The sequence below is a fragment of the Nocardioides sp. Z38_18 genome (assembly GCF_058215695.1).
The window spans coordinates 536,689-555,717 of sequence record NZ_JBZAJE010000001.1; the positions used below are offsets into that span (position 1 = coordinate 536,689).

Consider the following 19,029-nt stretch of genomic DNA (forward strand, 5'->3'; position numbering starts at 1 on the left):
GCCCAGTCATGACGAGCAAGACAGAAAGGCAGTGCCGTGCCCACCGGAAAGGTCAAGTGGTACGACGCGGAGAAGGGCTTCGGCTTCCTCTCCCGCGAGGACGGGGACGACGTCTACGTCCGCTCCTCCTCCCTGCCCGACGGGCTCACCACGCTCAAGGCCGGGACCCGGGTCGAGTTCGGCATCCTCTCGGGCCGCAAGGGCGAGCAGGCCCACCAGGTCAAGGTGCTCGACGCCCCGCCGTCGGTCGCCGCGAACCGGCGTGAGGCGCAGCGCAAGAACCCCGAGGAGATGGTCGGGATCGTCGAGGACCTGATCCGCCTCCTCGAGGGAGTCGAGGAGGCCTACCGTCACGGCCGCCGCCCTGACGCCAAGACCGCCCGGCCCACCGCCAAGCTGCTCCGCGGCCTGGCCGACGAGCTGGAGCTCTAGGCCCGAGCTGGGCAGCGAGCTCTGGGCGCCGCTCGCGGTGAGCGGCACCCTCAGCCGGGCTGCGGCCCGGAGCCTGCGGTCGCAGGCTCCTCCGAGGCCCGTCCGGGCCGCTTGAGCAGCACGAACACCGTCCAGCCGACCATCAGGGTGGCCAGGACGCCCAGGCCCAGCTCGGGGACCACCTTGCCGCCCGCCTGGAGCGGCAGCGCGATCCCGATGAAGCCGCCGACCACCCAGGACAGCTGGAGCAGGGTCTCGGAGCGCGCGAACGCGGAGGTGCGGTTGCGCTCGGGCACCTCGCGCTGGATCGTCGCGTCCAGCACCAGCTTCCCCATCGCCTGGGCGATGCCTGCAGTGAGGCCGAGGATCACGGCGGGCACCAGCCCGTAGAACAGCGCCACGACCACCGCGGCGGTCGCGTCCGCCAGCAGCGCCACGACCACCGTGACCGAGGGTCTGAGCCGGGTGAGGATGGACCCGAGCCCGATCCCGACGGTGTTGCCCAACCCCGCGGCGCCGATCACCAGCGCCATCAACAGCGTGGTGCGGTTCTCCCAGCCCGGCAGCGGGTGTTGGCGCAGCAGGAAGGCCATGTACATCGTCAGGAAGCCCGAGAGCATCCGCAGGCCGGCGTTGCACCGCAGGGCGAAGACGAGGTCGGCGGGAACGCGGAACTTCTTCTTGTCACCGCCGCTCAGGCTCACCCCGAGCTCGCCGCCGTGGGCGTCGGCTTTCGCGGGCAGCAGGATCGAGAGGATGGTCGCGGCGGCGAAGACCACGAACGCGAACCGCAGCGACCACTGCGCGCCGAAGGTCGCGGCTCCCGCCGCGAACGGCGCCGCGATCCCGGCGCCCACCACCCCGGCCAGCGAGATCCGGCTGTTGGCCTTGACCAGGGTCAGCGTCGGTGGCTGGAGGCGGGGGACCGTCGCGGCGCGGGCCACGCCGTACGCCTTGGAGGAGACGAGCACACCGAGGGCGGTCGGGAACATCGCCAGGGACTGGGTGGCGACGGCGTCGGCCATCAGCCAGCACAGGAACGCGCGCAGCGCCATCGTGCTGCCGATCGCCCAGCGCCGGCCGTGGCTGAACCGGTCCAGGAACGGGCCGAGAAGGGGAGCGACGATGGCGAACGGCAGCATCGTCAGGCCGAGGAACAGGGCCACCTGCCCACGGGCCTCGCCGGGCTGGGCGAAGAACAGGGTGCCCGCCAGCGAGATCGCCACCGCGGCGTCGCCGGCGGCGTTGAACGCGTGCAGCTCGATCAGCCGGTAGAGGCCGGAGTCGCCGGCGCCCTCGGCGTGCGAGGCGCGCCGCGCCTGACGGAAGGTGTACGTCGCGGCGGAGCCGGTCGCCGTACCCGCCCGCTTCAGGCCGCGGCCGGTCGCGCCGGCGACCCGGCGCCCGCGCGGCGGAGCGGACGCGGGCGGGGCCGGTTCCTCGGTCTCGGGCGCAGCCCCCTCGTCATGCATGTCCACATCTTGTCAACTCCGAGGGCACAACGGACACAGCCCTTGCCCATGAGTGACAATGGGGCCGTGATGACCCAAGTTGACCCGTCCGCCCTCGAGGCAGTCGACACCGCCCGAGCCGCCCTCGTGGAGCAGGTGGGTGCCGACGTCGTGGGGGAGCACCTCGGTGCCACCCCGGAGGAGCAGGGCGTCGTCACGCACAGCTTCGCCTGCACCGAGGCCGGCTACCCGGGCTGGGCCTGGGCGGTCACCGTCGCCCACGCTCCGGGGTCGGACCGCGTGACCATCGACGAGATCGTGATGCTCCCCGGTGACGACGCCATCCTCGCGCCCGCCTGGGTGCCGTGGCGCGAGCGGATCCAGTCCGGCGACCTGTCGCCGGGGGACCTGCTGCCCACCGACGAGGACGACCCCCGCCTGGTCCCCGCCTACTTCGCCGGTGACGTCGACCAGTGGGACCGCGCCGTCATCGAGGAGCTCGGCCTGGGCCGCTCCCGGGTGCTCTCCACGGAGGGCCGTGACCTGGCGGCGCAGCGGTGGTACGACGGCGAGCGCGGCCCGAACACGCCGATCGCGCAGTCGGCCCCCGGCCGCTGCGAGGGCTGCGGCTTCCTGGTCCGGCTCGCCGGCCCACTGTCGGAGACCTTCGGCGTGTGCGCCAACGAGTTCGCCAACGACGACGGCCAGGTGGTCTCCCTGGACCACGGCTGCGGCGCGCACTCCGAGGCGCAGCTGCGCAAGAAGCAGCTGCCGCCCCCGCTGCCGGACCACGTGTTCGACTCGCTGAGCGTGGACGACTTCGAGCAGTTCTGAGTCGCCGCTGGGTCCCGGTCAGTCCTTGCGGGGGCCGCGGACGTCGTACGTCGCCACGACGAAGTCGCCGTTGCGGCCCACCTCGACCAGCTCCAGGTCGTGCCGGCGCGGGAACAGTGGACGCCCCGCGCCCAGGGTGACCGGTGCGATCGCGACCATCACCTGGTCGAGCAGCCCCGCGTCGGCGTACTGACCGGCGAGGTCGCCGCCGCCGACGACCCAGAGGTCACGCTCGCCCGCCGATGCGGTGATCGCCGCGTGCTGCTCGGCCACCTCGCCCGAGACGAACGTGATGTCGTCACCCAGCGGCTCGAGCTCCTGGTGGGTGAAGACCCAGCAGGGGATGTCGTAGGCCCACGTCTCGTCGTGGGCGCGCATGTGGTCGCCGATCCAGCGGTAGGTCGTCGTACCCATCACGAGGGCGCCCACGGTGGCGATGAACGGCTCGTAGCCACCCGGCCCGGCCTGGTCGATGTCCTGCTCGAAGAGCCACGCCAGGGAGTCGTGCTCGTCGGCGAGGAAGCCGTCGAGGGTGGTGGCGGTGTAGTAGACGGTGCGGGTCATCCTTCGCCTCCTGCGCGATGCCGGTGCCAGGTGATGGGGGTCGCCCTCGTCGACGACCTGGCCGGGGCCCGGCAGCTCGCTCCCGGTCGCCGCGCCGGCCGGCTACCGGTCGGTGAGCTGCTGGTCTGTGAGCTGCTGCTCCGTGGGCTGCTGTCGGGCATTGCGCCGGCGGCGTACGTGGTCCCAGCCGACGAGGCCGAGCCCGAAGCCGGCCAGGCAGGTCCAGAGCCACCAGAGCTTGTCCGCCTCCTCGAGGCGGCTGTAGAACGGCAGCAGCAGGACGAATGCGACGGCCCAGATGGCGGTGCCGACCTGCATCGTGCGGACCCCGTCGAGGTCGAGCGGATCGACCGGCGCGACGACGTAGGTGTGGTTGCCGATCTCGTGGACCATGGGCTGGTCGTCGGCGGATTGCATGCCCCCAATCTAGCCCCGCTGGGGACTCCGTTCGTGGCCGGAGCCGACATCGTGGTTGGATTCCGCGCGTGGACAAGTTCTTCAAGATCACCGAACGTGGATCGACCGTCGCCCAGGAGATCCGCGGTGGTGTGGTCACCTTCTTCACGATGGCCTACATCATCGTGCTCAACCCGCTGATCCTCGGCTTCATCGAGGACGCCGACGGCAACCTCCTCGGAGGAGCCGCCCCGGGCAACCTCGCGGCGATCGCCGCGGGTACGGCGCTCGTGGCCGGCCTGCTGAGCATCCTGATGGGCGTGTTCGCGAACTATCCGCTGGCGTTGGCCGCCGGACTGGGGCTGAACGCGTTCGTGGCGGTCTCGATCGCCACCCAGATGACCTGGGCGGACGCGATGGGCCTGGTGGTGATGGAGGGGATCGTGATCCTGGTCCTCGTGCTCACCGGCTTCCGGGAAGCGGTCTTCCACGCTGTCCCAGCGCAGCTCAAGGTCGCGATCTCGGTCGGCATCGGACTGTTCATCGCCCTGATCGGCTTCGTCGACGCGGGCTTCGTCCGCCGGATCCCCGACGCCGCGATGAGCACCGTGCCGGTCCAGCTCGGTAACGGCGGCAGCCTCCAGGGCTGGCCCGTGGCCGTGTTCGTGATCGGCCTGGTGCTGATGATCGCCCTGTGGGTGCTGCGGGTCAGGGGCGCGATCCTGATCTCGATCCTCGCCACCACGGTGATCGCGATCGTGGTCGAGACCCTCGGGAAGTTCGGCCCCGCGGGCGCCGACAACCCCACCGGCTGGGGCCTGACCGTGCCGGCGCTGCCGGACAGCATCTTCGAGGCACCCGACTTCGGCACCCTCGGCGAGTTCAACCTGCTCGGCTCCTTCGAGTCGATCGGCGTCGTCGCGGTCGTGCTGCTGGTGTTCACGCTGATGCTGGCCGACTTCTTCGACACGATGGGCACGATGACGGCCATCGGCGCCGAGGCAGGGCTGCTCGACGAGGAAGGCGCACCCCCGAACACCCGGCGCATCCTGGTCGTGGACTCCCTCGCCGCCGTCGCCGGTGGCGCGGGCGGCGTGTCCTCGAACACCTCCTACGTGGAGTCCGCGGCAGGCGTGGGCGAGGGCGCCCGCACCGGTCTCGCCTCCGTCGTGACCGGCGTGCTCTTCCTGTTCTCGATCTTCCTGGCCCCTCTGGTCAAGGTGATCCCGAGCGAGGCCGCCGTACCCGCGCTGGTCCTGGTCGGCTTCTTGATGATGCAGCAGGTCCGGGGCATCGACTGGGACGACATCGAGATCGCGATCCCGGCGTTCCTCACCATCGTGCTGATGCCGTTCACGTACTCGATCACCGCCGGTATCGGCGCCGGCTTCCTGGCCTACGTCCTGATCAAGGTCGTCCGCGGCAAGATCGGCCAGATCCACCCCCTGATGTGGGGCATCAGCGTGATGTTCGTCGCCTACTTCGCGATCGACCCGCTCACCAACCTCCTCACCTGAGCACGCTGACCGGGCACTCTTGTCCCGGCCCAGCTGTCCCGGCCCAGCCTCGTAGACGCGCGGACACAAGTCGGGTCGACCGCGTCGGCTGAGCGTGCGTGCTCCGCGAGACGAGAACTTGTGTCCGCGCGTCTGCGCCACAGCCGCCGCTCGGCGGACGCGGAAAAATCTGTGCGCTCAGGGAATGGTTAGCGGGGGTAATGACTTATGCTAACGATATGTCTTCAGTCACGCAGTCGCCGCAGCCCCGGCCGCAGACGTCGCGGTCCGAGGGTGGGCTGGCCAGTGAGCTCCGGTTCTCGGTGGCGCGGCTGTCCCGACGGTTGCGCAACGAGCGGGACCCGGACGACCCGCTGACCAGCACCGCGTCGAGCGCGCTCGGTATCCTGTTCCGTGAGGGCGAGTGCACCGTCGGTGCGCTCGCTGCGCACGAGAACGTGCGGCCGCCGTCGATGACCCGGACGGTGAACTGGCTGGTCGAGCAGGGGTACGTCGTCCGCCGGCCGCACGACAGCGACGGCAGGCAGGTGCTCGTCGACCTGACCGATCAGGGGCGGGAGGCCGTGCTTGCCGGCCGCCGGCGGCGCGACGCCTGGCTGAGCCAGCGACTGCGCGAGCTCACTCCGCACGAGCGCGCCCTCCTGCGTGAGGCCGCGCCACTGATCCAGAGGTTGGCCACTACTTGAGTCCTACGTTCCGCTCCCTGCACAACCACAACTACCGCCTGTACGCCACGGGTGGTGTCGTGTCGAACACCGGCACCTGGATGCAGCGCGTCGCCCAGGACTGGCTGGTCGTCGTGCTGGCCACCAACGACGGTGTCGCGCTGGGCATCACCACGGGGCTGCAGTTCCTGCCCGCGCTGCTGCTCTCGCCGTACGCCGGGCTGGTCGCCGACCGGTTCCCCAAGCACCGGCTGCTCCAGGTGACCCAGGTCGTGATGGGGCTCACCGCGCTGCTGCTCGGCACGCTCGCGGTGACCGGCACCGTGGAGGTCTGGCACGTCTACGTGCTGGCGTTCGTCTTCGGGGTCGGCTCGGCCTTCGACGCCCCGGCCCGGCAGAGCTTCGTCAGCGAGATGGTGGGCCCCGACGACCTGAGCAACGCCGTCGGCCTGAACTCCGCGTCCTTCAACGCCGCCCGGGTGGCCGGGCCGGCCATCGCCGGGCTGCTGATCGGCGCGCTGGGCGGGGGAGCGGAGGCCACCGGCTGGGTGTTCCTGCTCAACGGCCTCAGCTACGCGGCGGTGGTGTTCGCGCTGCGTCGGATGGTGGTCGCCGACCTCAACACCAGTCCGCCCGAGCCACGGCACAAGGGGATGATCCGCGACGCCGTGCGCTACCTGCGCGGTCGCCCGGACCTGATGCTGGTGCTCACCATCGTGTTCTTCGCCGGCACCTTCGGCCTGAACTTCCAGATGACCTCCGCGCTGATGGCCACCCAGGTCTTCGACAAGGGCGCCACCGAGTACGGCCTGCTCGGCTCCGCGATGGCGGTCGGATCGCTCACCGGAGCCCTGTTGGCCGCTCGCCGGGTCCGGATCCGGCTGCGGCTGGTCGCCGGCGCCGCGCTGGTCTTCGGGGTGGTCGAGATCCTCGCCGGCCTGGTGCCGACGTACCTCACGTTCGCCCTGATCGTCCCGCTCCTCGGGTTCAGCGCGCTGACGATGATCACGGCCGCGAACACCACGATGCAGCTGGCCACCGCACCCCACCTGCGGGGCCGCGTGATGGCGCTCTACCTGATGGTGTTCATGGGGGGTACGCCGATCGGCTCGCCGTTCATCGGCTGGATCGGTGAGCAGTTCGGCGCCCGGTGGACGCTGATCGGCGGGGGCGGGCTGACCATCCTCGGGGTGCTGCTCGCGATGGCGATCTTCACCCGCCGCCGGGGCTTCGTCGAGCCCCAGGTGACGGTCGGTCGGGCGCCGCTTGCCGAGCCCATAGACTCGCCGGCATGAACCCCCGCTACCGCCGCATGGTGATTCCGGTCGCGCTGGGTGGGCTGATCCTCATCGTGGTGATCGCAGCCCTGAGCAAGTAGAGCGGGGCTGTGATGGCCGAGGAACTCTCGCTGGCACTCACCCGGCTGCGCGACCTCGTGGCCGACGAGGAGCACCTCGTCCGCGCCCTGGCCTCGGGCCGGCGCCGCGGGGAGCCGGAGCCCCGGTGGCGCCGCGTGGAGCTGCGCTACGTCGACCTGAAGGCCGGCAGGCGCCTCCAGGTCACGGCGTACGACGACACCCAGGCCCACGTCACGAACCACGAGGACGTCGCAGCCGCCCTCGAGGAGCTGTTCGCCCAGCCCTTCGCCAACTGGCACGTCGAGACCACCACGCAGACCCACCAGCTCCGGGTGACCAAGAAGCGGCGGCCGCTGACGCACTCCACGGACCGGGAGCAGCCGGTGGTCCCCGAGCGCGGCCACGACCACGCCAAGCAGCGTCTCCTGCCCGGTGACCACCCGGTGCTGCGCGCGCTCGGCATCTCCGACGCCCAGGGGCGGGTTAAGCCGTCGCGCCAGGCGAAGTACCGCCAGGTCGAGGAGTTCCTGCGCTCGCTCTCGGCGGCCATCGACGAGGCCACCCGGGCGGGGAGGCTGCGCACGCCGACGCCGGAGAACCCGCTGCGGGTCGTCGACCTCGGCTGCGGCAACGCCTACCTGACCTTCGCGGCTCACGCCTGGCTGCGCGAGCAGCTGCCGGTGCACCTCATCGGGGTCGACGTCAAGGAGCAGTCGCGTCGGCACAACACCGAGGTCGCCGAGCAGCTCGGCGTGGCCGATGAGCTCACCTTCCTCACCGCGGGCATCCGGGACGTGGTCCTGGAGGAGCATCCCGACGTCGTGCTGGCCTTGCACGCGTGCGACACGGCCACCGACGACGCCCTGTTCCGGGCCATCGGCTGGCAGGCGGAACTGGTGCTAGCAGCACCGTGCTGTCATCACGATATTTCTCGACAATTACGGGAAAATCCGACACCGGTGGGCTACACCAGTTTGACCCGAGACGGCATTCTTCGCGAACGTCTGGCCGATACCTTGACCGACGCCCTGCGGGCAGGGATTCTCCGACAGGTCGGCTACCGAGTCGACGTCGTCGAGTTCGTCGACAGCGTGCACACTCCGCGCAACACCCTGTTGCGAGCCGTGCGTACGGGGACTGCTCCGTCAAGGCAGGCCCAGGACGAGTACGACGTGCTGGTGTCCTCGTGGCACCTCACACCGCAGCTGGCGGAGCTGCTGAACGAGGGGGATCCGCATTGAGGTGGCGCATGCTCATCGCTGCGCTGCTGACCGGGGGGATGGTGTCGGTCCCTGCGTCGGCAGCCCACGGCAACGACGGTCCTGCCTTCGCGTTCAGCGACACCCGGATCGACGAGTCCAGCGGGCTCGTCGACCTGGGCTCTGCCATGGTCACCACCAACGACTCCGGTGGCCGACCGGTGCTCTACCTCCTCGACGCGGCGACCGGCGCCACGGTCGCCACGACGAGGTACCGCGCCGACCTGGTCGACGTGGAGGCCCTCGCCCCCGCCGGGGGCTGGTCGGTCTGGGTCGGTGACATCGGGGACAACCGCGCCCGGCGCAAGTGGGTCAGCGTCCACCGAGTCAAGCTGCTGCCCGGACGGACCACCCGGGTCGCCGCGACCTACCGCTTCGCCTACCCCGGTGGCTCCAGGGACGCGGAGTCCCTGTTCGCGGACCGCTCCGGTCGCCTGCACGTGATCACCAAGGCGTTCTCCGGCGGCGCCGTCTTCCGGGCCCCGGCCCGGCTGAGCCGCACGAAGGTGAACCGGCTCGAGCCGGTGGGCCGGGTGGCCGAGCTCGCCACGGACGCCGCGATGCTGCCCGACGGGCGCCACGTGATCGTGCGTGGCCCCGGACAGGCCAGCGTCTACACCTTCCCCGGCTTCGCACCCGTCGGGACCTTCGCGCTCCCACCCCAGCCCCAGGGCGAGGGGATCTCCGTGGGGCCCACCGGGCGGATCCGGCTGAGCAGCGAGGGCGTGCGCGCGGTGGTGCACGAGGTGTCCCTCCCCGCGGCCGTGGTGCAGCGGATGCGACAGCCGGCTGCCGCACCCGCAGCGACCTCGGCAGCGACCCCGGTGGCCACCCCTTCGGGTACGCCCTCGGCGAGCCCGTCGGCCTCCGCGACCCCGACCGCCCCGACCCCCTCGTCCACGGCCAGTCCCGTGCCGACACCCGAGCCGCCGCCGGGCGAGCAGGACCGGGCCGGGTTCGAGATGCCCGACCCCTGGCTGATGTGGGCGATCCTGGGCGTCGTCGGCGTGGGCGCCTCGGGCATCGGCCTGGGCCTGCGCCACCGGTCGGACTGACCCTGCGCCGGTGCGGCGGCCGCGAGCTGGGGTCGGGTCAGGTCAGAGGCGCTCGACCACGAAGTCGACGCACGCGGTGAGCGCCTCGACGTCGGCCGGGTCGACCGCGGGGTACATCGCGATCCGGAGCTGGTTGCGCCCCAGCTTGCGGTAGGGCTCGGTGTCCACGATGCCGTTGGCCCGCAGGGTCGCCGCGACCGCGTCGGCGCTGATCGCCTCGTCGAGGTCGACGGTGCCGATCACCAGCGAGCGGTGCTGCGGGTCGACGACGTACGGCGTGGTGTACGACGTGCGCTCGGCCCACCCGTAGAGCGCCTGGGAGGAGGCCGTGGTCCGCGCGACCATCGCGTCGAGCCCGCCCTGGCCGTTCATCCAGTCGAGCTGCTGTGCCATCAGGAACAGCGTCGCGACCGCGGGGGTGTTGTAGGTCTGGTTCTTCGCCGAGTTCTCGATGGCGGTGGGCAGGTCGAAGAACGCGGGGATCCAGCGGCCGCTCGCCGCGATCGAGGCCGCCCGGTCCAGGGCGGCCGGCGACATCAGGGCGATCCACAGTCCGCCGTCGGAGGCGAAGGCCTTCTGCGGCGCGAAGTAGTAGGCGTCGGCCTCGCTGAGGTCCACCGGAAGCCCTCCGGCGCCGGAGGTCGCGTCGATGAGCACCAGCGAGTCGTCGTCGGCCACCCGCCGGACGGGCGCCATCACCGCGGTCGAGGTCTCGTTGTGAGCCCACGCGTAGGCGTCCACGCCCTCCTCTGCCACCGGCTCGGGCCGCGAACCGGGCTCGCTCCTGATCACCGTGGGGTCGGCGAGGAAGGGGGCCGCGGTGGCGGCCTGGGCGAACTTCGAGCCGAACTCGCCGAAGCTCAGGTGCTGGCTCTTCTCCCGGATCAGCCCGAAGGTGGCGATGTCCCAGAACGCGGTGGAGCCGCCGTTGCCGAGCACGACCTGGTAGCCGTCGGGGAGCGAGAACAGGTCACCGAGCCCCTCGCGGACGTGCCCGACCAGGTTGCGCACGGGAGCCTGCCGGTGCGAGGTGCCCATCAGGGAGGTGCCGGTCGCGGCCAGCGCGTCCAGGGCGCCGACAGGGATCTTCGAGGGTCCGGCTCCGAATCGTCCGTCGGCAGGCTTGAGCTCCTCGGGGATCACGATGTCGGTCACGGTCCCTATTCTGTCAGTCATGGTGGACCTCTCGGGCTGGCGGGTGGAACGGCTGCCGATCACCCATCCGGACGCGGCCGTCCTCGTCGAGGAGGTCCAGGAGGAGTACGTCCGGCGCTACGGCGGGCGTGACGAGACCCCGATCGACCCGACGTACTTCGAGGAGCCGATGGGCGCCTTCTTCGTCGGCTATCTCCAGGACCGGCCGGTGGCCACCGGCGCCTGGCGCCGGCGCGAGGACGTCGAGGTGGACGGCACCCGGCTCAGCGCCGAGGTGAAGCGGATGTACGTCGCCCCCAGCGGCCGGCGCCTGGGCCTGGCCCGCGAGATGCTGGCCCATCTCGAGCAGACCGCCCGCGAAGCGGGGGCGCAGGTGATGGTGCTCGAGACCGGGATCCGCCAGCCCGAGGCGATCTCGCTCTACGAGTCCTCGGGCTACGTCCGCATCCCCGGGTTCGGGTTCTACAAGGACGCGCCGCTCTCGCGCTGCTTCGCGCGCAGCCTGGCGCCCACCCCGGAGCGCGCAACGGCCCGGGGGCAGGGCGATCGCCGCACCTGACCCCGGGCCGTCGGACGATCAGGCGACGGGCTCCTCGGAGGCGTCGGTGTCGCCCCACGCAGGGTTCCAGCCCTCGATGTCGCTGGCCGGACGCTCGCCCGGGCCGACGTAGATCGCCGAGGGCCGGATCAGCCGGCCGGTGGTCTTCTGCTCCAGGATGTGCGCCGACCAGCCGCCGGTGCGGGCGCAGGTGAACATCGAGGTGAACATGTTGGCCGGGACCTCGGCGAAGTCCAGGACGATCGCCGCCCAGAACTCCACGTTGGTCTCCAGGACGCGGTCGGGGCGGCGCTCCTTGAGCTCGGCGAGCGCGGCCTTCTCCAGCTCCTCGGCGACCTCGTAGCGAGGGGCGCCGAGCTCCTTGGCCGTGCGGCGCAGCACGCGGGCCCGGGGGTCCTCTGCGCGGTAGACGCGGTGGCCGAAGCCCATCAGGCGCTCACCGTCGTCGAGCAGCTTCTTGACGTAGGCCTTCGCGTCGCCGGTCTTCTCGACGTCCTCGATCATCCCGAGCACGCGGGAGGGGGCTCCGCCGTGCAGCGGGCCGCTCATCGCGCCGATCGCGCCGGAGAACGCCGCGGCGACGTCGGCGCCGGTGGAGGTAATCACCCGGGCGGTGAACGTCGAGGCGTTCATCCCGTGCTCGGCGGCCGAGCTCCAGTAGGCGTCGATCGCCTTGACGTGGGCGGGGTCGGCCTCGCCCTTCCAGCGGATCATGAACTTCTCCGCGAGGGTGTTCCCCTTGTCGACCTCGCGCTGGGGGACGATCGGCAGGCCGAGACCACGAGCGGACTGGGCGGCGTACGACAGCACCATCACCGCGACGCGGCTGAGGTCGGTGCGGGCCTCCTCGTCGGAGATGTCGTAGGTCTGCTTCATGCCCAGCATCGGTGCGAGCATCGCGACACCGGCCTGGACGTCGGCGCGGACGTCGCCGGTGTGGATCGGCAGGTTGACCGGCTCGGCGGGGGGAAGACCCGGGTCGTAGGACCCGTCGATGAGCAGGCCCCAGACCTTCTCGAACGGGATCCGGCCGACGATCTCCTCGATGTCGACGCCCCGGTAACGGAGCGCGGACCCTTCCTTGTCGGGCTCGGCGATCTGGGTCTCGAAGGCGACTACGCCCTCCAGGCCGTGGTGTACCTCGGTCATTGGTGACGACTCCTTCGAGTGGCTGTCCGGCAGTGTCGCGGACTGTCACATCATGCCTACTCCTGTGCGCGCCGTCACGCTGGGTACCCAGTTGCGGACTTCGGCCGGGGCGCTGGCGCTAGGTTCGGAGGATGAGCGAGAAGCCGAACGGTGCCGACCTTGCCGCCCTCAGGAGGGAGTACGGCGACCGCGGGCTCGACCTTCCAGACCTGCGGCCCGACCCCGTCGAGATGTTCCGGGCCTGGCTCGAGGACACGGTCGCGGCCGGGGTGCACGAGCCCAACGCGATGGTCGTGAGCACCGTCTCGGACCAGGGACGCCCGTCGTCCCGGATGGTGCTGCTCAAGGGGCTCGACGAGGGCTTCGTGTTCTACACCAACTACGACTCCCGCAAGGGCCACGACCTCGCCGCCAACCCCGCGGTCGCGCTGCTCTTCCCCTGGCACGACCTGCAGCGCCAGGTCCGGGTGGAGGGCACCGCGACCCCGGTCTCGCAGGAGGAGAGCGAGGCCTACTTCTCGGTGCGGCCCCGCGAGTCCCAGCTCGGCGCGTGGGCCTCGCCGCAGTCGCAGGAGGTGTCCTCGCGACACGAGCTCGACGACCTGTACGCGCAGGTCGAGGGCAGGTTCGCCGACGCCGACCCGGTCCCGCTCCCGCCCCGGTGGGGCGGCTACCGCGTGCTGCCGGACCTGGTGGAGTTCTGGCAGGGACGCAAGGGCCGGCTGCACGACCGACTGGTCTACCGACGCGGGACAAATGGTTGGGGCACGTCGCGCCTTGCTCCCTAGTGTGGTCAGGTGACCCGCAGTGAGCAGATCAGGCGCGAGACCGGCGTGACGCCTCCCGGGGACCAGGGAAGGGAGGGCTGAGATGTTGCTGCGCCTCGTCCGCGAGTACCTCCAGCCCTACCGGTCCTGGCTGGCCGCCGTCGTCGTCCTGCAGTTCGTCGGCGTGGTGGCGATGCTCTACCTGCCCAGCCTGAACGCGGACATCATCGACCGCGGGGTGGCCACCGGCGACACCGGCTACATCGTCCGTGCCGGCGGGGTGATGCTCGCCGTCACGTTGGTCCAGGCGGCCAGCTCGGTCAGCGCCGTCTGGTTCGGCGCCCGGACCTCGATGAGCCTGGGCCGCGACCTGCGGGCCGCGCTGTTCCGGCGCGTGGGCACGTTCTCCGCGCGGGAGGTCCAGGAGTTCGGGGCCCCGTCGCTGATCACCCGGAGCACCAACGACGTCACCCAGGTGCAGATGCTGGTGCTGATGGCCTGCACCATCGCGGTCTCCGCCCCGATCATGATGGTCGGCGGCGTGGTGATGGCCCTGCGCGAGGACTTCGGCCTGGGCTGGATCCTCGCCGTCGTCGTGCCCGCGCTGTTCCTCAGCGTCGGCCTCGTGGTCAGCCGGATGGTGCCCAACTTCCGCCGGATGCAGGTCCGCATCGACGAGGTCAACCGGATCCTGCGCGAGCAGGTCACCGGCATCCGCGTCATCCGGGCGTTCGTCCGGGAGCCCCACGAGGCCGCCCGCTTCCGTCGCGCCAACGACGACCTCACCGACGTCTCGGTCCGGGCCGGGCGGTGGATGGCCACGATGTTCCCGCTGGTGATGCTGGTGGTGAACGTCTCCAGCGTCGCGGTGATCTGGTTCGGCGGGCACCGCGTCGACGACGGCCAGATGGAGGTCGGGGCGCTCACCGCGTTCCTGTCCTACCTGATGCAGATCCTGATGTCGGTGATGATGGCGACCTTCATGCTGATGATGGTGCCGCGGGCCTCGGTCTGCGGGGACCGGATCGTCGAGGTGCTGGACACGCAGACCTCGGTGCCGCCGCCGGAGGACCCCGAGCTGCCCGACCCCGCCCGGCGCGGCTGGCTCGACCTCGAGGACGTGACGTTCTCCTACCCCGGTGCGGAGTCCCCGGTGCTCAGCGACGTGTCCCTGTCCGCTCGACCGGGACAGACCGTGGCGGTGATCGGGTCCACCGGTGCCGGGAAGTCGACGTTGGTCAACATCATCCCGCGGCTCTTCGACGCGACCTCGGGCGTGGTCCGGGTGGGTGGTTCCGACGTACGCCGGATCGCCCCGGACGCGCTCTGGTCCCAGATCGGGCTGGTGCCCCAGAAGGCCTACCTGTTCTCCGGGACCATCCGCAGCAACCTGGAGTACGGCAAGGCCGACGCCACCGAGGACGAGCTGTGGGCCGCCCTCGAGATCGCCCAGGCCCGCGACTTCGTCGAGTCCCTCGCCGAGGGGCTCGACGCGCCGGTGGTCCAGGGAGGCACGAACTTCTCCGGCGGCCAGCGCCAGCGCCTCGCGATCGCCCGGGCCCTGGTCCGCAAGCCGGGGATCTACCTGTTCGACGACTCGTTCTCTGCCCTCGACCTCGCCACCGACGCGCGGCTGCGGGCGGCGCTGCGACCGACGACCCGCGACTCGACCACGCTGATCGTGGCCCAGCGCGTGACCACGATCATCGACGCCGACCTGATCCTGGTGCTCGAGGACGGCCGGGTGGTGGGACGCGGCACCCACCACGAGCTGCTCGAGACCTGCGGCACCTACCAGGAGATCGTCACCTCGCAGCTGACCGCGGAGGAGGCGGCATGAGCCCGGGCGAGAAGGCCCCGGTCGAGGCCCCGGTCGACTCCTCGGCGGACTCCCCGGCCGTGAAGGACAAGCAGGCCGGCTTCGAGGCCACCGAGCGGATCGAGGCGCCCGCCGGCGGCCCCGGCCGCGGCCCCATGGGCGGGGGCATGGTCGGGCAGAAGGCGATGACGTTCATCCCGTCCTCCAAGAGGCTCGTCGCCCAGATGCGCCCGGACCGCGCCAAGGCCGTGGTGGTGGTGCTCCTCGGCGTGGGCAGCGTGCTGCTGCTCTCGGTCGGCCCGCGCATCCTCGGCCACGCCACCGACCTGGTGTTCTCCGGGATGTTCAGCCGCAACTTCGTCCCCGCCGGGTCCACCCAGGCGCAGGCGGTGGAGCGGCTGCGGAACAGCGGTGAGAGCAAGCTCGCCGACGTGCTCGCCGGGATGGACCACATCGTGCCCGGCCAGGGCGTCGACTTCGTCGCGGTGCGCAACGTGCTGCTCACCGTGCTCGCGGTGTACGTCGGGGCGGCGCTGCTGGGATGGCTCCAGGGCATCGTGCTCAACCGGGTCGTGCAGAACACCGTGCACCGGATGCGGCAGGACGTCGAGGAGAAGATCAACCGGCTGCCGCTGAACTACTTCGACCGATCCCCGCGCGGCGAGCTGCTCAGCCGGGTCACCAACGACATCGACAACGTCAGCCAGACCCTCCAGCAGACGCTGAGCCAGCTGATGACCTCGCTGCTCACGGTGTTCGCCGTGCTCGGGATGATGTTCTGGATCTCCCCGCTGCTCGCGCTGGTGGCCCTGGTCTCGGTGCCGGTCTCGCTGCTGCTGACGCGGGCGATCATGAAGCGCTCGCAGGGGCAGTTCGTGGCCCAGTGGCGCCGTACGGGACGACTGAACGCGCAGATCGAGGAGGCCTACTCAGGCCACGCGCTGGTGAAGGTCTTCGGCCGGCAGCAGGAGGTGGAGCGGACGTTCGCGGAGGAGAACGACGAGCTCTACAAGGTCAGCTTCGGCGCCCAGTTCGTCTCGGGCCTGATCATGCCGGCGATGATGTTCATCGGGAACCTCAACTACGTCGTGATCGCCGTCATCGGCGGGCTGCGGGTCGCCTCGGGATCCCTGTCCCTGGGGGAGGTGCAGGCCTTCGTGCAGTACACCCGCCAGTTCACCCAGCCACTGACCACCGTGGCCTCGATGATGAACCTGCTCCAGTCGGGGGTCGCGTCCGCGGAGCGGGTCTTCGAGCTCGTCGACGCGGAGGAGGAGCCGGCCGACTCCGACAGTCTTCCGGCACCGGCAGGGTCGCGCCGGGGGCAGGTGTCCTTCGAGCACGTCACGTTCTCCTACGACCCGGCCGTCCCGCTGATCGAGGACCTCTCCCTGGTCGCCCGGCCGGGGGAGACCGTCGCGATCGTCGGCCCCACGGGCGCCGGCAAGACCACCCTGGTCAACCTGGTGATGCGCTTCTACGACGTCGACGGCGGCCGGATCACCCTCGACGGGGTGGACATCTCCACGATGCCGCGGGCGGCGCTGCGCAGCCAGATCGGGATGGTGCTCCAGGACACCTGGCTCTTCGAGGGCACGATCCGCGACAACATCTCCTACGGCCGTCCCGACGCCACCGAGGAGGAGATCCTCGAGGCGTCCCGGGCGACGTTCGTGGACCGGTTCGTGCACTCGCTGCCGGAGGGCTACGACACCGTCATCGACGAGGAGGGCTCGAACCTCTCCGCCGGCGAGCGGCAGCTGGTCACGATCGCACGCGCGTTCCTGACCGATCCCGCACTGCTGATCCTCGACGAGGCGACCAGCTCGGTGGACACCCGGACCGAGCTGCTGGTGCAGCAGGCGATGGCGGCACTGCGCAGCGACCGGACCTCGTTCGTGATCGCCCACCGGCTCTCCACGATCCGCGACGCGGACCTGATCCTGGTGATGGAGGACGGGGCGATCGTCGAGCAGGGCACCCACGAGGAGCTCCTGCTGGCCGACGGCGCCTACGCCCGGCTCTACAACGCCCAGTTCGCCGCACCCACGGCCACCGGCGGGTAGGGGTCAGCCGGCTCCGCCGCCGCCGTTGTCCAGCGTCGAGGAGCCGTCGTCCTCCTCCGCCTTGACCTCACTGTTCTCGGACTCACCGGGAGCGTCGTCGGAGGAGTCCTGCTCCGCCTGCGAGGCGCCGCCGTCGTCGGGGCCGCTGCCGTAGGTGGTGTTCGTCGACGGGTTCTCCGCGTCGGTGCCCTCGACATCGGCGCCGATCTTGTCCTCGTCGTTCCCGGTCTGGCCGGGGTGGCGGGCCAGCGGGTTGTCCTCGGTCGGCTGCAGGTCCTCGGGCAGCTTGTCGTCGCCCACCTCGCCGGGCTCGCTCTCCTCGAGCTCGATCGAGCTGGACTCCTCGGAGTCGCTGCCGGAGCCGGCGTCGGGCTCGGGCGCGGAGTCGGCGGTCGCGTCTTCTGGTTGTTCGCTCATGCGTGGGTGCATACCCGAAAACCCGTTGAGTCACGCCTCGCGACGACCTACGGTGGTGGGACACGGGAAAGGAGGTGGTCCGAAGAATGATTTCTTTCAGGACGCGTGAGGTGGCTGCCCGCTAGCAGCCCGCCGGCCAGCCGTGCGAGAGCGCGCTGGTGAATCCAAAGCAGTCACCCGACCCGCAGGTGAATCGGGAACGTCCCCCGAGCGGCTTCTCGAAGCCACACCTGCGGGTCGCTGCATTCCGCACACATTTGTAGGGTGAGGCCGTGGCCGACGACGAGACCCTGCGAGCCCTCGAGCACGAGATGAGCGTGCTCGCGCGCCGGCTGCGGCGGGTGATCGCGGACCGCGCCCGGATGCTGCACCCGGATCTGCCCCCGGTGGCCTACTCGATCCTGATGGCCCTGCACGACTCGGGTCCGCGGCGGGCCAGCGACCTCGTCGAGGTGTTCTCGATCGACAAGGGCGCGGTGAGCCGCCAGGTCCAGGTGCTGCTCGACCTCGGGCTGATCGAGCGGGCCCGCGACAGCGACGACCGGCGCGCGATGATCCTCACCGTCAGCGAGGAGGGGCACCGGCGCCTCGCCGACATCGCCGAGGTCCGTCGGCAGGCGCTCGGGGAGCGCCTGCACGGCTGGACCGACGAGGAGCTGCGGGAGTTCGTGCGCTCGCTGACGGCCTACAACGCCACCCTGGAGTGACCCTCAGCGGTTGAAGGCCGTTTTCAGAGGCCGTCAGGGGCGTTTCAGAGGGCGTCAGAGGCCGTCAGGGGCGTTTCAGGGGCCGTTGAAGGTCGCCGGGTCGACGGCGAGCCAGGTGTGCTCGGCACGGCCGACGATGCGCCCGTCGGAGTCGTGCAGCGTCGAGGCGGTGAAGGTCTTGCGCCCCTCGGAGCCGCGGTGCTCACCGGTGACCACGTGGGGCTCCCCGGTGACGGGAAGGTCGTCGACGATGGCGGTCATCTGCCCCAGGACCATCAGCCGCTCGGTCAGGTCCCCGGCCCAGCCCCCGACGCAGTCCAGCGCCGACCACGTCACGGCCAGGCAGGCCCGGGCGGCGGTGTCGTCGTACTCGCGCAGGGGAGTGCCCGAGGTGTCCTCGGGCACCCAGGGCGCGGCCACCCGCGTGCGTCCGTCGCGGACGGCGGGCACCTCGCCGGGAAAGATCCGCAGCCCGTCGATCCGCTCGGTGCCGCAGGAGAAGCAGTAGGGGAACGGGTGCGAGCGGTGCCCGGGGTACGACGCGCTCGCCGCGACCGCCTGGTCCCACGGGACCGCCTCGACCGGCTCGACGTCGACCTCGGACCCGGCTGCCTGTGCGACCACGGCGCCGCCGAAGGTGAGCTCGAGCCCGTCATCGGTGCGGACGATCCGCATCGTCGCGTCCAGGGGTGGGGGCTGGCGGAGCCTGACCGTCACGGCCCGGCCCGCGGTGTCCCCGAGCTCAGCAGCCAGGGCTCCGGCGACGTAGCCGCCGTTGCCCGACTTCGCCGGCCCGCAGTAGCGCGACGGCACCAGCAACGCGTCCTCCATCGGGCCACCCTGCCCGTGACACCCGGAC

19 protein-coding genes are annotated in these 19,029 nt (G+C 71.0%); 12 read left to right on the plus strand and 7 right to left on the minus strand.

What is annotated here, in order from left to right; all coding sequences use genetic code 11:
• Positions 1-36: 36 nt before the first annotated feature.
• Positions 37-432: a cold-shock protein gene (locus AC4BGC_RS02610; RefSeq protein WP_490546289.1), complete on the plus strand. Its 396-nt coding sequence runs from the start codon at positions 37-39 to the stop codon at positions 430-432.
• 50 nt (positions 433-482) lie between these two features.
• On the opposite strand, the gene AC4BGC_RS02615 is transcribed toward AC4BGC_RS02610, so the two are convergent.
• Complete coding sequence (locus AC4BGC_RS02615) at positions 483-1,904, minus strand: MFS transporter (protein WP_490554178.1); 1,422 nt, start codon at positions 1,902-1,904, stop codon at positions 483-485.
• Positions 1,905-1,973: 69 nt separating this feature from the next.
• Between AC4BGC_RS02615 and AC4BGC_RS02620 the strand changes: the two genes are divergently transcribed.
• The gene (locus AC4BGC_RS02620; RefSeq protein WP_490546287.1) at positions 1,974-2,717 is read left to right on the plus strand and encodes a DUF3027 domain-containing protein; all 744 of its coding nucleotides are present in this window, start codon (positions 1,974-1,976) and stop codon (positions 2,715-2,717) included.
• 18 nt (positions 2,718-2,735) lie between these two features.
• Here the strand turns inward: AC4BGC_RS02620 and AC4BGC_RS02625 are convergent, their stop codons facing one another.
• Together AC4BGC_RS02625 and AC4BGC_RS02630 are read right to left on the minus strand one after the other, a co-directional pair.
• Positions 2,736-3,281 (minus strand): dihydrofolate reductase family protein, encoded by a 546-nt coding sequence (locus AC4BGC_RS02625; protein WP_490554181.1) that lies wholly within the window; start codon positions 3,279-3,281, stop codon positions 2,736-2,738.
• Positions 3,282-3,383: 102 nt separating this feature from the next.
• Complete coding sequence (locus tag AC4BGC_RS02630; RefSeq protein WP_490546285.1) at positions 3,384-3,698, minus strand: DUF2530 domain-containing protein; 315 nt, start codon at positions 3,696-3,698, stop codon at positions 3,384-3,386.
• A gap of 68 nt (positions 3,699-3,766) precedes the next feature.
• On the opposite strand from AC4BGC_RS02630, the gene AC4BGC_RS02635 reads away from it, so the two are divergent.
• The 5 genes from AC4BGC_RS02635 (at position 3,767) to AC4BGC_RS02655 (ending at position 9,531) form a co-directional block, all read left to right on the plus strand.
• Positions 3,767-5,194: an NCS2 family permease gene (locus AC4BGC_RS02635; RefSeq protein WP_490554182.1), complete on the plus strand. Its 1,428-nt coding sequence runs from the start codon at positions 3,767-3,769 to the stop codon at positions 5,192-5,194.
• Positions 5,195-5,412: 218 nt separating this feature from the next.
• Entirely contained in the window at positions 5,413-5,880 is a 468-nt protein-coding gene (locus AC4BGC_RS02640; RefSeq protein ID WP_490546283.1) for a MarR family winged helix-turn-helix transcriptional regulator, read from the plus strand.
• Positions 5,877-7,154, plus strand: a complete 1,278-nt coding sequence (locus AC4BGC_RS02645; RefSeq protein WP_490546282.1) for an MFS transporter — start codon at positions 5,877-5,879, stop codon at positions 7,152-7,154. The genes AC4BGC_RS02640 and AC4BGC_RS02645 overlap by 4 nt, the downstream gene beginning before the upstream one ends.
• Before the next feature lie 95 nt (positions 7,155-7,249).
• Positions 7,250-8,458 (plus strand): class I SAM-dependent methyltransferase, encoded by a 1,209-nt coding sequence (locus tag AC4BGC_RS02650; protein WP_490554184.1) that lies wholly within the window; start codon positions 7,250-7,252, stop codon positions 8,456-8,458.
• A gap of 8 nt (positions 8,459-8,466) precedes the next feature.
• A complete protein-coding gene (locus tag AC4BGC_RS02655; protein WP_490554185.1) occupies positions 8,467-9,531 on the plus strand; it encodes a hypothetical protein in 1,065 nt (354 codons plus the stop codon).
• A gap of 42 nt (positions 9,532-9,573) precedes the next feature.
• On the opposite strand, the gene serC is transcribed toward AC4BGC_RS02655, so the two are convergent.
• Positions 9,574-10,707 (minus strand): phosphoserine transaminase, encoded by a 1,134-nt coding sequence (gene serC, locus AC4BGC_RS02660; protein ID WP_490554187.1) that lies wholly within the window; start codon positions 10,705-10,707, stop codon positions 9,574-9,576.
• Between serC and AC4BGC_RS02665 the strand changes: the two genes are divergently transcribed.
• Positions 10,706-11,245 carry a GNAT family N-acetyltransferase gene (locus AC4BGC_RS02665; protein ID WP_490554189.1) on the plus strand — a complete coding sequence of 180 codons (540 nt, stop codon included), beginning with the start codon at positions 10,706-10,708 and terminating at the stop codon, positions 11,243-11,245. The genes serC and AC4BGC_RS02665 overlap by 2 nt on opposite strands.
• Before the next feature lie 18 nt (positions 11,246-11,263).
• Here AC4BGC_RS02665 and AC4BGC_RS02670 read toward each other — a convergent pair whose 3' ends face one another.
• Positions 11,264-12,394: a citrate synthase 2 gene (locus AC4BGC_RS02670; RefSeq protein ID WP_490546277.1), complete on the minus strand. Its 1,131-nt coding sequence runs from the start codon at positions 12,392-12,394 to the stop codon at positions 11,264-11,266.
• A gap of 131 nt (positions 12,395-12,525) precedes the next feature.
• Here AC4BGC_RS02670 and pdxH point away from each other — a divergent pair, with 131 nt between their 5' ends.
• From pdxH to AC4BGC_RS02685, 3 genes are all read left to right on the plus strand, one after another.
• Positions 12,526-13,182, plus strand: a complete 657-nt coding sequence (gene pdxH / locus AC4BGC_RS02675) for a pyridoxamine 5'-phosphate oxidase (protein WP_490554190.1) — start codon at positions 12,526-12,528, stop codon at positions 13,180-13,182.
• Between the two features lie 82 nt (positions 13,183-13,264).
• Positions 13,265-15,001 (plus strand): ABC transporter ATP-binding protein, encoded by a 1,737-nt coding sequence (locus AC4BGC_RS02680; RefSeq protein ID WP_490554191.1) that lies wholly within the window; start codon positions 13,265-13,267, stop codon positions 14,999-15,001.
• Positions 14,998-17,046, plus strand: coding sequence for an ABC transporter ATP-binding protein (locus tag AC4BGC_RS02685; RefSeq protein ID WP_490554192.1), 2,049 nt, complete (start codon positions 14,998-15,000; stop codon positions 17,044-17,046). Before AC4BGC_RS02680 ends, AC4BGC_RS02685 begins: the two co-directional genes overlap by 4 nt.
• A 3-nt stretch (positions 17,047-17,049) precedes the next feature.
• On the opposite strand, the gene AC4BGC_RS02690 is transcribed toward AC4BGC_RS02685, so the two are convergent.
• Positions 17,050-17,463, minus strand: a complete 414-nt coding sequence (locus tag AC4BGC_RS02690) for a hypothetical protein (protein WP_490554193.1) — start codon at positions 17,461-17,463, stop codon at positions 17,050-17,052.
• A gap of 272 nt (positions 17,464-17,735) precedes the next feature.
• Between AC4BGC_RS02690 and AC4BGC_RS02695 the strand changes: the two genes are divergently transcribed.
• A complete protein-coding gene (locus AC4BGC_RS02695) occupies positions 17,736-18,170 on the plus strand; it encodes a MarR family winged helix-turn-helix transcriptional regulator (RefSeq protein WP_490546272.1) in 435 nt (144 codons plus the stop codon).
• Positions 18,171-18,245: 75 nt separating this feature from the next.
• Here AC4BGC_RS02695 and AC4BGC_RS02700 read toward each other — a convergent pair whose 3' ends face one another.
• On the minus strand, positions 18,246-19,001 hold the full coding sequence (locus tag AC4BGC_RS02700) for a hypothetical protein (protein WP_490554194.1): 756 nt from the start codon (positions 18,999-19,001) through the stop codon (positions 18,246-18,248).
• Positions 19,002-19,029 lie beyond the last annotated feature (28 nt).